The 15,450-nt window shown below is 65.1% G+C and carries 15 protein-coding genes; 5 read left to right on the plus strand and 10 right to left on the minus strand.

The window, feature by feature from the left end:
- Nucleotides 1–68: 68 nt before the first annotated feature.
- Both AC1DSF_RS22885 and AC1DSF_RS22890 read right to left on the minus strand, forming a co-directional pair.
- The gene (locus tag AC1DSF_RS22885) at nt 69–833 is read right to left on the minus strand and encodes a class II glutamine amidotransferase (protein ID WP_478128593.1); all 765 of its coding nucleotides are present in this window, start codon (nt 831–833) and stop codon (nt 69–71) included.
- Nucleotides 834–864: 31 nt separating this feature from the next.
- Nucleotides 865–2,337, minus strand: a complete 1,473-nt coding sequence (locus AC1DSF_RS22890; RefSeq protein WP_478128594.1) for a DHA2 family efflux MFS transporter permease subunit — start codon at nt 2,335–2,337, stop codon at nt 865–867.
- Between the two features lie 89 nt (nt 2,338–2,426).
- Between AC1DSF_RS22890 and AC1DSF_RS22895 the strand changes: the two genes are divergently transcribed.
- On the plus strand, nt 2,427–3,698 hold the full coding sequence (locus AC1DSF_RS22895) for a zinc-binding metallopeptidase family protein (RefSeq protein WP_478128595.1): 1,272 nt from the start codon (nt 2,427–2,429) through the stop codon (nt 3,696–3,698).
- On the opposite strand, the gene AC1DSF_RS22900 is transcribed toward AC1DSF_RS22895, so the two are convergent.
- From AC1DSF_RS22900 to AC1DSF_RS22925, 6 genes are all read right to left on the minus strand, one after another.
- Nucleotides 3,689–3,910, minus strand: a complete 222-nt coding sequence (locus tag AC1DSF_RS22900; RefSeq protein WP_478128641.1) for a cysteine-rich CWC family protein — start codon at nt 3,908–3,910, stop codon at nt 3,689–3,691. The genes AC1DSF_RS22895 and AC1DSF_RS22900 overlap by 10 nt on opposite strands.
- Entirely contained in the window at nt 3,910–5,166 is a 1,257-nt protein-coding gene (locus tag AC1DSF_RS22905; protein WP_478183481.1) for a 6-phosphofructokinase, read from the minus strand. Before AC1DSF_RS22905 ends, AC1DSF_RS22900 begins: the two co-directional genes overlap by 1 nt.
- A 43-nt stretch (nt 5,167–5,209) precedes the next feature.
- Nucleotides 5,210–6,373, minus strand: coding sequence for an acyl-CoA dehydrogenase family protein (locus AC1DSF_RS22910; protein ID WP_478128597.1), 1,164 nt, complete (start codon nt 6,371–6,373; stop codon nt 5,210–5,212).
- Between the two features lie 17 nt (nt 6,374–6,390).
- On the minus strand, nt 6,391–7,185 hold the full coding sequence (locus tag AC1DSF_RS22915) for an enoyl-CoA hydratase-related protein (protein WP_478183482.1): 795 nt from the start codon (nt 7,183–7,185) through the stop codon (nt 6,391–6,393).
- A gap of 1 nt (nt 7,186) precedes the next feature.
- Nucleotides 7,187–8,365, minus strand: coding sequence for an acetyl-CoA C-acetyltransferase (locus AC1DSF_RS22920; protein ID WP_478128599.1), 1,179 nt, complete (start codon nt 8,363–8,365; stop codon nt 7,187–7,189).
- An 86-nt stretch (nt 8,366–8,451) separates the two neighbouring features.
- Nucleotides 8,452–8,763: a DUF2917 domain-containing protein gene (locus AC1DSF_RS22925; RefSeq protein WP_478128600.1), complete on the minus strand. Its 312-nt coding sequence runs from the start codon at nt 8,761–8,763 to the stop codon at nt 8,452–8,454.
- An 81-nt stretch (nt 8,764–8,844) separates the two neighbouring features.
- On the opposite strand from AC1DSF_RS22925, the gene AC1DSF_RS22930 reads away from it, so the two are divergent.
- Together AC1DSF_RS22930 and AC1DSF_RS22935 are read left to right on the plus strand one after the other, a co-directional pair.
- Nucleotides 8,845–9,777 carry a LysR substrate-binding domain-containing protein gene (locus AC1DSF_RS22930; protein WP_478128601.1) on the plus strand — a complete coding sequence of 311 codons (933 nt, stop codon included), beginning with the start codon at nt 8,845–8,847 and terminating at the stop codon, nt 9,775–9,777.
- 71 nt (nt 9,778–9,848) lie between these two features.
- Nucleotides 9,849–10,535, plus strand: a complete 687-nt coding sequence (locus tag AC1DSF_RS22935; RefSeq protein ID WP_478128602.1) for a ProQ/FINO family protein — start codon at nt 9,849–9,851, stop codon at nt 10,533–10,535.
- Here AC1DSF_RS22935 and AC1DSF_RS22940 read toward each other — a convergent pair whose 3' ends face one another.
- Nucleotides 10,536–12,713, minus strand: coding sequence for a malate synthase G (locus AC1DSF_RS22940; RefSeq protein WP_478128603.1), 2,178 nt, complete (start codon nt 12,711–12,713; stop codon nt 10,536–10,538). It abuts the gene before it with no gap.
- Between the two features lie 172 nt (nt 12,714–12,885).
- Here AC1DSF_RS22940 and AC1DSF_RS22945 point away from each other — a divergent pair, with 172 nt between their 5' ends.
- On the plus strand, nt 12,886–13,854 hold the full coding sequence (locus AC1DSF_RS22945) for a hydroxymethylglutaryl-CoA lyase (RefSeq protein ID WP_478183483.1): 969 nt from the start codon (nt 12,886–12,888) through the stop codon (nt 13,852–13,854).
- Nucleotides 13,847–15,037: a CaiB/BaiF CoA transferase family protein gene (locus tag AC1DSF_RS22950; RefSeq protein WP_478128605.1), complete on the plus strand. Its 1,191-nt coding sequence runs from the start codon at nt 13,847–13,849 to the stop codon at nt 15,035–15,037. The genes AC1DSF_RS22945 and AC1DSF_RS22950 overlap by 8 nt, the downstream gene beginning before the upstream one ends.
- A 17-nt stretch (nt 15,038–15,054) precedes the next feature.
- Here AC1DSF_RS22950 and AC1DSF_RS22955 read toward each other — a convergent pair whose 3' ends face one another.
- A complete protein-coding gene (locus AC1DSF_RS22955) occupies nt 15,055–15,441 on the minus strand; it encodes a VOC family protein (RefSeq protein WP_478128606.1) in 387 nt (128 codons plus the stop codon).
- Between the last annotated feature and the right edge of the window lie 9 nt (nt 15,442–15,450).

Genomic DNA, 15,450 nt, shown 5'->3' on the forward strand with positions numbered 1-15,450 from the left:
CGCCCCAAAAGAGCCGGACACGTTGTTTTCATGTCAAAAAGAGTTCGGCGCAGCCGCGGACGCCGACCTCAGCCGTTGCGGCGGCCGTCCACGAACACCGCCAGCTCCTGCGGCGCAAAAGCCGTCCACGCCTCGTTGGTCGTCAGCGGCGCCGTCACTACGACCGCGACGCGATCGTTCGGGGTCGTGTGCTCGGCGAAGTCGATGCTCAGATCTTCGTCCGACAGCTCTGCCGTCACGAACGGATGCTTGCGCTCCACATACCAGAGATGCGTGGACGCATGCGCCCACAGCGCCTGTCCGTTCGAGAGCATGAAATTGAAGGTGCCATGGGCCGCAAGGCGCGGCGCCAGTTCGCGCAGCGTGAGCGTGAGTTCGCTGACGCTCGGAACGCCAGCATGGGACTTCGCAAGCTCTTGCATGATCCAGCAGAAGGCGTGTTCGCTGTCGGTGCTGCCAACGGGATGGAAGTTGCCGTGCAGGCGGGGCCTGAAATCCTTCAGGTCGCCGTTGTGAGCGAAGACCCAGTAGCGGCCCCACAGCTCCCGCACGAAGGGATGGCAGTTCTGCAGGTTGACCGCGCCCTGCGTCGCCTTGCGGATGTGCGCGATGACATTGCGGCTCTTGATGGGATAGCGCCGGATCAGTTCGGCCACGGGTGACGCGCAGGCCGGCTGGTGATCGACGAAGTGCCTCAGCCCGCGATCCTCGAAAAAGGCAATGCCCCAGCCGTCCGCGTGATGGTCGGTTCGCCCGCCGCGCTGCGCGAAGCCCGTGAAGCTGAAGGTCACGTCGGTGGGCGTGTTGCAGTTCATTCCCAGGAGCTGGCACATGGGGTCTAGCTTACCCGCGCGGCCATGCGATTTACTGCACCGGCTGCTCGCTCAGCGCCTTGGGAGCTTTTTCGCGCAATTGCAGCGCGGCGCAGATGGCCAATGCGCAAAGTGCGGCCAACATGGCGAATACCTCGTCGAAGGCGGCCAGGCGGGCGGCGCTGCTCACCGGATTGCTGAGCGAATCGCCATGAGCGGCCAAGCGCCACTCGAGAACGATCGCGCAAAGGCTGACGCCGGCGGCGCCGCCCAGCATGCGCAGAAAGTTGATGGCGCTGGCGCCTTGCGGGATCAGCGGCTTTGCGAGCGGGCGCATCGATCCGAGATTGAGCGACGGAAGGATGAACCCCAACCCGAGGCGGCCCACGATGGCAAAGGCGACCAGCAGCCAGATCCCGCTGTCGAGATGCAGCACCATCATCAGCGCGAACGACGCGGCCAGAAGCACCAGGCCGATGCTGACCAGCAGATAGGTCGGATGCCGGTCGGCGAGCCGGCCTACGCCGGCAATCGTCAGGGCGAGCACGATGCCGGCGGGCAAGAGGATGGTGCCGACGTGCGATGCGGAAAGCTGCAATCCGACCTGCATATAGACGGGCAGCAGGTAGGTCGATCCGAACAGCGCAGTGCCGTAGATGAAGGCGACGATGCTTCCCATGGCGAACTGCCGGTACTTGAACAGCGCCAGGTTCATCAGTGGCGCCCCGCCGTTCGCCCCCAGCCGGGCCTGCCAGGCCAGGAACGCCGCGAACGACACGGCAGCGGCCACCAGCAGCGCGGCCGCTTGCAGTGGGGCGTCGCCGCGCAGTTCAACCAAGCCGTTCAGCAGGCACAGCGTGCCGACGGTGCCGAGCGTCAGGCCTCGCCAGTCCAGCCCGCTGCCGCGCTCCGCGGCCACCCCGCCCGGCGCCGTGGTCGGCACGAACTTGAAGGCCAGCCAGATCGAGGCGATACAGAACGGCACCACCATGAAAAAGATCGAGCGCCATCCAAAGAGGTCCACCAGCACGCCGCCGATGCTCGGCCCGATCGCCGGCGCCAGCACCACGCCCATGCCGAAGATGCCGCTCGCACGGCCTTGCTCATGCGGCTCGAACGCGCGCAGGATGATGATGGCCGGGATCGGTTGCACGACGCCCGCAGCCAGCCCTTCCGCGACGCGTGCGAGCAGGACGAGCGAAAAGCTGCTCGCCAGCCCGCCCGTCAATCCGCCCGCCAGCAACAGCACCATCGTGCCGACATAGGTTCGGCGGTAGCCATAGCGGGACAGCAGCCACGGCGTCGTCAGCATCGAGACCGTCATCGCCACCATGAAGCCGGAGCTGACCCACTGCGCGCGCTCCTGCCCGAGCGCAAAGTGGTGGCTCATGCCCGGAATGGCCACGTTCACGATGGTGGACGACATGATCGAGGCCATCACCCCCACCATGACAGAGATCAGCAACAGCCAGCGATATCGCTTGCCGTAGCGGATGCTGAGGGCGTGGGGAGGTGGGGAGGTCATCAAGCTCAAGCGGGGCGATTCAGGCGTCCTACAAGGATATCGGCGTTTTGGGTGCCGATACGCTTCCGACGCCCCGGCCACAATGGGCCATGCAAACCCAAGACCAGCAAGACCAGCAAGGTCGGCTTCAGGTTCAGGCAGGCCAGGCGCTGGAACTCCATGCCCCCACGCTCACCCGCGCCTATCAGTGCCAGTGCGGCCGACCGGTCTTCCTGCGCAACAGCGAGTGCCTCGCGTGCCACACGCCCCTGGGCTATGTGATCGAACGGCTCGGCGTGGTCCCACTGGCGCCGTCCACGCACGAAGGCGCCGAGCCGGACACCTTCACCGTCTTCGGAGACCCCGAGGGCAAGGCATACCGCCGCTGCGCCAACCTCTTGACCCCGGCAGCCTGCAACTGGATGGTGCCCGCGCCGCGCGAAGGCGACGATCCCGCTTTCAACGTCGAGGGCCTCGCGCCGGGCTTCTGCCTGTCGTGCAGCGTCACGCGCACCATCCCGGATCTTTCGGTCGAGAACAACGGCAATCTGTGGCGAAACCTCGAACTGGCCAAACGCCGGCTGATCTCGCAACTGCTCGCGCTGCGACTGCCGGTGGTCACGCGCTTGAGCGACCCGGTGCATGGCCTCGCGTTCGACTTTCTCAGCAACACGCCCGGCGGGCCGCACGTATTGACCGGGCATGACACAGGGGTCATCACGCTGAACGCCGAAGAGGCTGAGGACTCCGTTCGCGAGCGCATCCGAGCCGAGATGCGAGAGCCCTATCGCACATTGCTGGGGCACTTCAGGCACGAGATCGGCCACTATTACTGGGACCTGCTGGTCGCGCCGACGCCGTGGATCGACAGCTTTCGACAGCTGTTCGGCGATGAGCGCGCAGACTACGCTGCGGCGCTGCGCAACCACTACGACAACGGTCCGCCGCCGGATTGGGCCGTTCGTTTCGTGACCAGCTATGCGAGCTCTCACCCATGGGAAGACTGGGCCGAAACCTGGGCGCACTATCTTCACATGGCCGACACGGCCGACACGGCCATGAGCTTCGGCATCGATGCGCACAACGTCGAACTCGCCAGTGACCTCTTCGAGCCCGCGGACCTTTGGGAGCCCGATCATCCGGACGCTGCCAAATTCCTGGATTTCCTCAACGGCTGGGTGCGGCTCACGAATGTGCTCAACGAGCTCTCGCGCAGCATGGGGCAGCCCGACTACTACCCGTTCGTGCTGCCGCGCGCCGCCGTCGGCAAGCTCCAGTTCATTCACCGGGTGATCACCGAACAGCGTGAGCGCGGCGACCAGCCGCCGAAGGCGCCAGCACCCGCACCGTCAGCGGCGACACAGGCCGCCCCTCAGTCCTGAACGATGGCGAGCGCAGCGCAGCTTGCGCAAATGCAAGCCAGCCCGCGCCTTTCCAAAGGCACCTTGTCGAGAAGCTCGGCGCTGAAGTCGGCCTGCATGCACCAGCACGAAGCCTGCTTGCGGCCGGTTTCGCGTTCGATTTCCAGCGCGCAGCGGTTCGCTTGCCCGCAAAGCGGACAGCGCGAGGGATCGATTGGCGCGGTCTCGCCCATCACGCGATCTCGAAAGCCTGGAGCTTCTTCGGCACAGCGTGGTTTTGCAGCGTCACGTACACCGGAAGGCCATCGCGGTAGGCCGGATAGTCCTCCCCCTGAATCAGTGGCAGCAGATACCGGCGACATTTTTCAGTGATGCCGTAACCGTCTTCCGAGATGAAGTCGCGCGGCATGAACTTTTCGGCATTGGCGACCGCATCGAGCGGCGCCGTGCCGATGCGGTACGAGTAGGGCACGTCGGAGAGGCGTTCGATCGTGGGCATGACCGAGTTCTTTCCTTCGATGGCGAGCTCGACCGCCCGCTGCCCGAGTTCATAGGCCTGCTTCACGTCCGTCGCCGATGCGATGTGTCGTGCAGCGCGCTGCAGGTAATCTGCAACAGCCCAATGGAACTTGTGCCCGAGGGCTTCCTTGACCATTTGCGCCACCACAGGCGCAGCGCCGCCGAGCTGTGCGTGCCCGAAGGCGTCCTTGGAGCCCTGCTCGGCGAGGAAGGTGCCGTCCGGGTGATGACAGCCTTCGGACACCACGACCGTGCAGTAGCCGTGGAACTTCACGAGCGCATCGACGCGGGCCAGGAAAGCCGGCTGATCGAACGGGATTTCGGGAAAGAGGATCACGACTGGAATGCCCTGATCGGCCACCAGCCCGCCCGCCGCAGCGATCCAACCCGCATGGCGACCCATGACCTCGATCACGAAGACCTTGGTGGAAGTTGCCGCCATCGAGCGCACGTCCATCGAGGCTTCCAGCGTCGACACCGCCACGTATTTCGCGACGGACCCAAAGCCAGGGCAGCAGTCGGTGATCGGCAGGTCGTTGTCGATGGTCTTGGGCACGTGAATGGCCTGCAGCGGATAGCCCATCGATTGCGACAGTTGGCTCACCTTGAAGCAGGTGTCGGCCGAGTCCCCGCCGCCGTTGTAGAAAAAATAGCCGATGCCGTGCGCCTTGAAGACCTCGATCAACCGCTCGTACTCGCGACGGTTCTTTTCGAGCGACTTGAGCTTGTAGCGGCACGAGCCGAAGGCGCCGGACGGCGTGGAGCGCAGCGCCGCGATCGCCTCCGCCGACTCGCGGCTGGTGTCGATCAGGTCTTCGGCCAGTGCGCCGAGGATGCCATTGCGGCCCGCGTAAACGGTGCCGATGCGGTCGGGATGGCGGCGCGCGGTCTCGATCACGCCGCAGGCGGAGGCGTTGATGACCGATGTGACGCCGCCGGACTGGGCGTAGAAGGCGTTGAGAGCGGGCATTGCGGCATTCTCCTGCAGCACCCGCCAGCGCGCCAGTGGCCCGTCAGCGTCCGGGCAGTCCCATCGATCGCGTGATCACCTCTTTCATGATCTCGTTCGTGCCGCCGTAAATGCGTTGCACCCGCGCATCGGCGTAGGCGCGCGTGACCGCGTATTCCCACATGAAGCCATAGCCGCCATGCAACTGCACGCATTCATCGGCGACCTTGCATTGAAGATCGCTGGTCCAGTACTTGGCCATGCTCGCGGTCGCGGTGTCGAGCTTTTCCTGCATGAGCAATTCGATGCACTTGTCGACGAAGACTTGTGCGACCTGCACTTCGGTTTGCAATTCCGCCAGCGTGTAGCGCGTGTTCTGGTAGGCGCCCACCGGCTGGCCGAAGACCTTGCGTTCCTTCACGTAGGCCACCGTCTGATCAATGACCGATTGCGACGCTGCCACTGCGCTGATGGCGATCTGAAGCCGTTCCCACGGCAACTGCTCCATCAGGCAGACGAAACCGCGGTTCTCCTGGGCGACCCCGCCGAGCAGCGCATCGGCCGGCAAGCGCACGTCGTTGAAGAACAGCTCGGACGTGTCCTGCGCTTTCAGGCCGAGCTTCTTCAGCCGCTTGCCTTTCTCGAAGCCGGGCGTGCCGCGCTCCACCAGGAAGAGGCTCGTGCCCTTGGCGCCGCCGGCCGGATCGGTCTTGGCGACGACGATCACCACGTCGGCGTGCCATCCGTTGGTGATGAAGGTCTTGCTGCCGTTGAGCAGATAGCTGCCGTCCGGCTGCTTCAGCGCGGTCGAGCGCACGGCCTGCAGGTCGCTGCCGGCGGCCGGTTCGCTCATCGCAATCGCGCCGATCATCTCGCCGCTCGCGAGCTTGGGCAGATAGTGCTGCTTCTGCACTTGCGTGCCGTAGCGAAGGATGTAAGGCGCGACGATCTCGCTGTGCAGCCCGTAGCCGATCCCGGTGTAGCCCCGCGCCCAGAGTTCCTCGAACTGGATCACCGAATAGAGCAAGTCGGCGCCCGAGCCGCCGTATTCCTCCGGGAGTGACATGCAGAGAAAGCCGTTGTCGCCGGCCTTGTTCCACACTTGGCGGTCGACGTAGCCCTGCTCTTCCCAGGCTTCGTGAAAAGGAGCGATCTCCTTGTCCATGAAACGGCGAAAGCTGTCGCGGAAAGCCTCGTGGTCGGGCGTGAAGAGTGTGCGTTCGATCATTGCCGTCACTCCTTCTGTCAGCGCTTCTGAAACACCGGTGCGCGCTTCTGCAGGAAAGCCGTCACGCCTTCAGCGAAGCTCGGCTGCCCGATCAGCTCACGCTGGCGCTCGCTCTCGTACTGGAGTTGGTCCGGCAGCGAATGGCGCTCCGACGCCTCGAAAGCCTTGCGTGCTTCGATCACAGCGTGCGCTGGCAAGCGTGCAAGCCGCTGCGCGATCTTCTGGGCTTCGAGCAGCAGCAGGTCGTCTTCGACGCTCGCCCAGATGAGGCCCCATTGCGTGGCAGTCTCGGCGCTCAGCTTTTCGTCCAGCAGTGCCATGCCCATCGCCCGCGCGGGCCCGACGCGCCGAGGGATGAACCACGTGCAGCCCAGGTCCGGCACGATGCCCAGCTTGGGCAAGAACGGCAGGTAGAAATACGCACCGCGCGCTGCGATGACGATGTCGCAAGCAAGCGCCAGCCCCACGCCGGCGCCAGCCGCCGGGCCGTTCACCGCGCAGACCACCGGCACCGGAAGCGAACGCAGTTCCTCGATCAGCGGATTGCTCATCGACTGCATCCATTCGGCGGTCTGGTCGCCGAGCGTCTGCCCATCGGCGGGCGGCCGCATCGTGCTCAGGTCTGCGCCCACGCAGAAAGCCTTGCCCGCGCCGGTCAGCACCACGGCGCGCACCTCGCGGTCATCCCGAACGCGTGCCAGCGAATCCCAAAGCTCGCGTTGCAGCTCGATGGCGACAGGATTCAGCTTGGCCGGAAGGTTGAGCGTGAGCGTGGCGACGCCGTCTTCGACTTCGTAGAGGACGACGCTCATGTCAGAGGCGCTCGACGATGGTGACGTTGGCCATGCCGCCGCCTTCGCACATGGTCTGCAGGCCATAGCGCTTGCCCCGCTGGCCGAGCGCATTCACGAGCGTCGTCATCAGCTTGGTGCCCGATGCGCCCAGCGGATGGCCGAGCGCAATGGCGCCGCCGTTCACGTTCAGCCGTGCCGGGTCAGCGCCCAGCTTCTGCAGCCACGCCAGCGGCACTGGCGCAAATGCTTCGTTGACTTCGAAGAGATCGATATCGTCGATCTTCATGCCGGCCTTGGCGAGCGCTCGCTCGGTCGCGGGAATCGGCGCCTCCAGCATGATGACGGGGTCGTGCCCCATCACGCTCAGGTGATGGATGCGGGCGAGCGGCTTCACGCCCAGTGCCTTCAGGCCTCGCTCGTTGACCACGAGCACGCCGCTTGCGCCGTCGCAGATCTGGCTTGCCGTCGCGGCCGTGCAGCGCCCGCCTTCGGCGATGAGCTTGACGCCGGCGATGCCCTCCAGCGTGGCATCGAAGCGGATGCCTTCGTCGATCGTGTGCATCTCGCCGCTGGTCGAGCCGTCCGCGAGGCGGATCTCGATCGGCACGATCTCGTCCTTGAACACGCCTTCACGCGTGGCCGCAATGGCGCGCTGGTGGCTTTCGAAGGCATAGCGGTCGAGCGCTTCCTTCGAGATGCCGTAGTTCTTCGCGATCATCTCGGCGCCGGTGAACTGGCTGAACTCGATGCCGGGGTAGCGCCGTTGCATCGCCGGGCTCATGTAGGTGCCAAGACCCGCCTTCGCGGGCAGCGCATTGGGCGTGAACATCGGCACGCGCGTCATGCTCTCGACTCCGGCGGCGATCACCGCGTCCATGGTGCCGGACATCACGGCCTGCGCCGCGAAATGCAGCGCTTGCTGCGACGAGCCGCACTGGCGGTCGACGGAAGTGCCCGGCACGGATTCGGGTAGCTTCGATGCCAGCACGACGTTTCGCGCAACATTGGTAGCCTGTTCGCCCACCTGGCTCACGCACCCGAGGATGACGTCCTCCACGGCTGCCGGGTCGATGCCGCTCCTTGCCACCAGTGCGTCGATGACCTGTGCCGCCAGATCGACGGGATGCCAGCCCGCGAGTTTGCCGCCGCGACGGCCACCCGCTGTGCGCGCGGTGGCAACGATGTATGCCTCTGCCATGGAAAGTCCTTCGTCCGAAATGAGAAGGGCCGGCTCAGTATGTCCATGGCCCCGGACGTCGATGGTTCAACGCCGGGTACTTTCGGTCAAGCCGGGGACATCCCGTGTGACCACAGTCGCCAAGGCGACGACGAATGCTGCGAACGCTCCGGGGTCGCGGCGATGGAAAGGCCTTCGGCGCTGAAGCGCACGCACGACGGCTCCAGCGCGGCGACCAGCGCGCGCCGATGCGCATCGCTGCGAAAGCGCTGGCCGCGTTCCAGCACGATGTCGCGCCGGTCGTGGTCGAGCGTGATCCACACCGTGCCGCTCTGGCATTCGATGTCGACGTCGTGCGAGTCGGGCAGGGTGAAGATGGCTCTCTTCGGCAGGCTGAGGCTCAGGCGTTGCGTTGTCATGGGAGCTCCTTGGCATTCGTTGTACGAATGAATATAGTCACCGGCAATACCTCTGTCATACGGTCATTCGGAACTCGTTGCATGCGTCTGGAGAATGCGAAACCACTGTCGGCCGCCGCTGACCTGCCGCCCCTCGAATTGCTCAGGAGCTTCGAGGCGGCGGCGCGCACGCTGAGCTTCACGCAAGCAGCGGGCGAGTTGTTCCTCACGCAGTCGGCCGTCAGCCGACAGATCCAGCAACTCGAAAGCAGCCTCGGCGTGATGCTTTTCGAGCGTCGCCATCGGGCGCTGGCCCTGACCGAGTCGGGCCACGTCTTCCAGCGTGCGGTGGTCGAGAGCCTGGAAAGGCTGCGGGATGCCGCAGCGAGAGTGCGCGAGGTGTCGGTGCTGCGCCAGGTGGCGCTCACCACCACGCCGGGCTTTGCGTCTCTGTGGCTCATTCCGCGTCTCGCGCGCTTCACGGCCGACCATCCACTGGTCGACGTGCGGGTGTCAGCCACGCTCGACGTGCTGGATCTGGAGCGCAGCCGCCTGGACGTCGCTGTGCGCTTCGTCCCGGTCGGGCGCGGCACCGGCCCGACGCTTTTTGAGGAGTCTGTCATGCCCGTGTGTGCGCCGCGCATTGCGGCAGCATTGCGTGCGCCTGGCGATCTCATCGCGCAGACCCTGCTCACCGTCGACCTGCCCAACCATGCCGAGGCGCCCACGGCAGACTGGGAACCCTGGCTCGAAGTGATGGGCCTCACCGATCTGCGCATGAAAAACGCCATGCGCTTCACGCAATACGCCGACGCAGTGGCCGCCGCCGTTGCCGGACAAGGCGTCGTGATCGGCCGCCTCCCATTGCTTCGCGAACTGGTGCGGACGGGGCAGCTGGTAGCCCCTTTCGGCGAGAGTGCCGCGTCGCGCCGGGGCTATTTCATCGAGACTTCGCGCCGAGCGGCTGCCAATCCCGATGCGCAGGACTTTGTACGTTGGCTGCGGGCGGAAGCCGAAGCCGCGCAACGAAGCTGAAGGCCCCGGGGCATTAAAGTCGGGGGCAACGCACCTCCGACGTGCACCGATTCCGTAGACAAGAAATTCCGATGACCTCGACGACCGAAAACGCCCCCGCGCCCACCGCTGCCAAGAGGGGCGGCCGCGAACGGCAGAACACCAACCCCAAGGGATCCCAGCGTCCGCGCAAAGTCAACCCGGTGCTCGAAAAGCTCTTCGAGCTGTATCCAAAGATGTTCGGCGCGCGCTTCCTGCCGCTCAAGCTCGGCGTGTACCAGGATCTGCTGACCCTGCATCCGGACGAGTTCAAGAAGGAAGACCTCAAGATCGCGCTCGGCCTGCACGCACGTTCCACGCGCTATCTGGAGGCGGTAGCCGCCGGCGAGAAGCGGCACGACCTCAACGGCGTGCCGGTGGAGCCCGTTGCCCCGGAGCACGTGCACCACGCGATCCTCGAAGTCTTCAAGCGCCGGCAGGCGCGCACCGAAGAAGACCTGCGCCCCAAGCTGCGCGCCCGCCTGATCGATGCCATCGAATCGTCGGGCCTGACGCGCGAGGAATACATGCTGGTCGTCCGCTCCAACGACGAAACATCGAACGCGGTGCTCGACGAAGCGTTTGCCGAAGTCGGCGCACGAACAGCCAAGCGCGAAGCCCTGCTCCGCGCTTTCGAGGCCAGTGGCCGCACGGTCGCCGAGTTCGCCGAAATGTACGGCATGGATCCGGCCGAGGTCGACCGGACCCTGGCGCGCGCGCGGGCTGGTCGGCCAGCCTGATCAGGCTGCGGCGGCTTTCACCTTCAGGCGCCATGCGTGCAGCAGCGGCTCGGTGTAGCCGCTGGGCTGCTCGATGCCCTTGAACACCAGATCCTGCGCCGCCTTGTAGGCAAACGAGGTGTCGAAGTTGCCGGCCATGTTCTTGTAGAAGGGATCGCCGGCGTTCTGCTGGTCGACCACCGCGGCCATGCGCTGGAAGGTGGCGTCGACCTGCTCGCGCGTCACCACGCCGTGCAGCAGCCAGTTGGCGATGTGCTGGCTTGAAATGCGCAGCGTGGCGCGGTCTTCCATCAGCCCGACGTTGTGGATGTCTGGCACCTTGGAGCAGCCTACGCCCTGATCGATCCAGCGCACGACATAGCCCAGGATGCCCTGCACGTTGTTGTCGAGCTCCTGCTGACGCTCGGCGTCGGTCCAGTTCACCGACGGGGCGACCGGCACCTTCAGCAGGTCATTGAGGATGTTGTCGCGCTCGGCATTAGCGTCGCTCTGTTCCAACTGCTTCTGCACGTCGGCAACGTTGACCTGGTGGTAGTGCAGCGCATGCAGCGTCGCAGCCGTCGGCGAGGGCACCCAGGCGGTGTTGGCGCCGGCCTTGGGATGGCCGATCTTCTGCTCGAGCATCGCGGCCATCAAGTCAGGCATGGCCCACATGCCCTTGCCGATCTGCGCCTTGCCGCGCAGACCGCAGGACAGGCCCACCAGCACGTTGTTCTTTTCGTAAGCCTGGATCCACGGCGTGGATTTCATGTCGCCCTTGCGCAGCATCGGGCCCGCCTGCATGGCCGTATGCATCTCGTCGCCTGTGCGATCGAGGAAGCCGGTGTTGATGAAGGCCACCCGCGAGGCCGCTTCGGCGATGCACGCCTTGAGATTCACGCTGGTGCGGCGCTCCTCGTCCATGATGCCGAGCTTGACCGTGTTGGCCGGCAGGCCGAGCAGTTCTTCGACGCGGCCGAACAACGCGCTCGCGAAAGCCACTTCGGCGGGGCCGTGCATCTTCGGCTTGACGATATAGACGCTGCCCGCGCGCGAATTGCCCTTGCGCTTGAGGTCGACGGTGGCGATGGTCGTGGTGATCACCGCGTCCATGATCCCTTCCGGGATCTCCTTGTCGCCCGCGTACAGGATGGCCGAGTTGGTCATCAGGTGGCCGACATTGCGCACGAACATCAGCGAGCGGCCGTGCAACTTGACCGGCTTGCCGTCGGCGCCCGTGTATTCGCGATCGGGATTGAGGCCGCGCGTGAAGGTCTTTCCGCCCTTGGCAACCTCTTCGGTCAGCGTGCCCTGCAGGATGCCGAGCCAGTTCGAATAGGCGAGCACCTTGTCCTGGGCGTCGACCACGGCGACCGAGTCCTCGAGGTCGAGGATGGTCGAGAGCGCGGCTTCGAGCACCACATCGCTGACACCCGCGGCATCGCTCTTGCCGATGGGCGTGCTGCGATCGATCTGGATGTCCAGGTGAATGCCGTTGTGCTTGAGCAGCACCGAAGTCGGCGCGGCCGCATCGCCCTGGTAGCCGATGAACTGCGACGGGTCCTTGAGGCCGGTGCTGCTGCTCTGCAGCGCGATCACCAGCTTGCCGTGCTCGACCTTGTAGCCGGTTGCGTTCTTGTGCGAGCCGTTTTCGAGCGGCACTGCCTGGTCGAGCACGTTGCGCGCGAATTCGATGACCTTCGCGCCGCGCGTCGGGTTGTAGCCCTTGCCCTTCTCGGCACCACCCGTTTCGGGAATGGCATCGGTGCCGTAGAGCGCGTCGTACAGCGAACCCCAGCGAGCATTTGCCGCGTTGAGCGCATACCGCGCATTCAAAATCGGCACCACGAGCTGCGGGCCGGCCTGCAGCGCGAGTTCGGCGTCGACGTTGGTCGTCGTCGCCTTCACGTCCTTCGGTTGCGGCAGCAGGTAGCCGATCGATTCGAGGAAAGCGCGATAGGCGGGCATGTCCGTGATCGGGCCGGGATGCGCCTTGTGCCACTTGTCCATTTCAGCTTGCAGGCGATCGCGCTCGGCCAGCAGCGCCAGGTTCTTGGGCGCGAATTCGCTGACGATGGCGTCGAAGCCCTTCCAGAAGACGTCGCTCGCCACGCCGGTGGCGGGCAGGACCTTTTCTTCGATGAAGCGATGAAGTTCACTGGCGACCTGAAGGCCGTGGACGTTGGTGCGGGCGGTCATGTTCGTTTCTCCTTGGATGCAGGTGCAGCCGGTGACTTTATTCGATACCTGGTTAGCGAGTAATGACGAAAATCGAGTTTTATCAATGACCAAAATGGAGGTAATCGCCGCAGCGCTGCGACGATCCGGCCTTTGAGAAGTGTCAAACTTCCCATTCATGGAGACAAGAAACGTGACAGTGCCCGATGTGCTCATCAGCGAGGTAGGCCCGCGCGACGGCCTGCAGTCGGTCAAGGCGACCATGCCGACGGCCGACAAGCTGCGCTGGATCGACGCGCTCTATGACGCCGGCTTGCGCGAGATCGAAGTGGCCTCCTTCGTGCCCGCGCGCCTTTTGCCGCAGATGGCCGACGCCGGCGAGGTGGTCCGGCACGCCATCACCTTGCCGGGACTGACGGTGATGGCCCTGGTGCCCAACCGCAGGGGCGCCGAAGCCGCGATCGCTGCCGGGGTGCACAAGCTGACGATGCCTGTTTCGGCCAGCGCCGCGCATTCGCTTGCGAACGTGCGCAAGACGCGCGAGGAGATGGTCGAGGAGGTTCGCGCCATCGCGGACCTGCGCCGCCAGATCGCGCCGCACGTCAAGCTCGAAGCCGGCATATCCACCGCCTTCGGCTGCACGCTGCAGGGCAACGTGCCCGAGGACGAGGTCATCCGCCTCGCGCTCCAGTGCGTCGCCGCGGGCGCCGACGAGTCCGGCCTCTCGGACACCGTGGGTTACGCCAATCCGGCGCAGGTGAGGCGCTTGTTTCGACGATTGCGTGCGGAGCTTGGCGACAAGGCCGGCGCCGCTCACATGCACAACACGCGGGGCCTGGGTCTCGCCAATTGCCTCGCCGCCTACGAAGAGGGCGTTCGCACGTTCGACGCATCGCTCGGAGGCCTCGGCGGATGTCCGTACGCGCCGGGCGCATCGGGTAACGTCGTGACCGAAGACCTCGTCTTCATGTTCGAGGCCATGGGCGTGCGCACCGGCATCGACATCGACAAACTCATCGCGGCGCGCGCGCCGCTCATCGCCGGCCTGCCGGGCGAACCGGTCTACGGCATGACGCCCGAGGCAGGTCTGCCCAAGGGATTCGCGCAACGAAAGCAACGAAAGCAAGGAATGCAAGGAATGCAAGGAACCGCTCATGACTGAATCCACCCCGCTGCCCTACGCCGGCATCCGCGTCGTCGAGTTCACCCACATGGTGATGGGGCCGACTTGCGGAATGCTGCTTGGCGACCTGGGCGCCGAGGTCATCAAGGTCGAGCCGGTCGAGGGCGACAACACGCGGCGGCTGCTGGGCTCCGGCGCGGGCTTCTTTCCGACCTTCAATCGCAACAAGAAGAGCATCGCGCTCGACCTCAAGAAGCCGGAAGGGGTGGAAGCCGCCCTGCGTCTCATCGCGACGGCCGATATCGTCAGCGAGAACTTCAAGCCCGGCACGATGAAGAAGCTGGGGCTGGACTACGAGAGCGTTCGCAAGCTCAACCCGCGCCTCATCTACGTGAGCCACAAGGGCTTCCTGCCCGGCCCGTACGACCATCGGACTGCCCTGGACGAAGTCGTGCAGATGATGGGCGGGCTCGCCTACATGACGGGCCGTTCGGGTGACCCGCTGCGTGCCGGCACGAGCGTGAACGACATCATGGGCGGCATGTTCGGCGCCATCGGCGCGATGGCGGCCTTGCGTCAGCGAGAGCGCACCGGCGAAGGCTCCGAAGTGCAGTCGGCATTGTTCGAGAACAACATCTTCCTCGTCGCGCAGCACATGATGCAGTTCGCCGCCACGGGCAAGGCCGCCGACCCGATGCCGAGCCGCATCTCTGCCTGGGGCGTGTACGACGTCTTCACCGTGAAGGACGGCGAGCAGATCTTTCTCGCGGCAGTGAGCGACAAGCAATGGGCGATCTTCTGCAAGGCCTTCGGGCTCGACGAGATGCTGGCCGATCCGCGCCTGAAGACCAACAACGACCGCGTGCTGGCGCGTGAATGGATGATGCCGATCCTGCGCTCGCACCTGGCCAATCACAGCGCGGCCGAGCTGAGCGCCGTGTTCGAGAAGAACGAACTGCCCTTTGCGCCGATCACGAAGCCGCAAGAGCTCTTCGACGATCCGCACCTCAACGCAACCGGCGGCCTCGCGCCGGTCCGCATGAACGACGGCAGCGAGTCGAAGGTGCCGCTGATGCCCTTCACGCTAGGCGGCGAACGTCCGGGAATTCGCCTGCAGCCCCCGCTGCTCGGCGAGCACACGAGCGCGTTGCTCAAGGAAGTGGGTTACAGCGACGCGCAGATCGCCGGGCTCAAGGCGCAGAACATCGCCGCCGGAGACTGAACCGTCAGGCGAGGTCTTTATTCGATGTCTTCATGGAGACAAAGGATGTTGCCTTCAGGGTCCTCGAACCACGCCGCCTTTTCGGAACCGAGCACGCAGACATGCTCGACTGTCTTGAGCCCCGGCAGGTCGTAGTCGGCAAAGCGAACGCCGCGCTCCTTCAGTGCGGCGACGGATTCGCCGATGTGGGTCACCCGAAAGCTCAACGCGGTGTGCTCGGCCTTGGTGCCCTCTGGCTTCGGAAAAAGTGCCAGTTCAGTCCCGCCGCACAGGTAGATGAACTTGCCGTCGGGTTTCGCGCCGAGCGGCTCCAGGCCTAGAGCGTCTTCGTAAAAACGTCGCGCCCGAGCGAGGTCCTTCACGGGCAGCATGCAAGTGACGTGGCTGGAGGCAAGTGGGCTCATGGTGAACGC

It is taken from the genome of Variovorax sp. 01N429, from assembly GCF_056399425.1.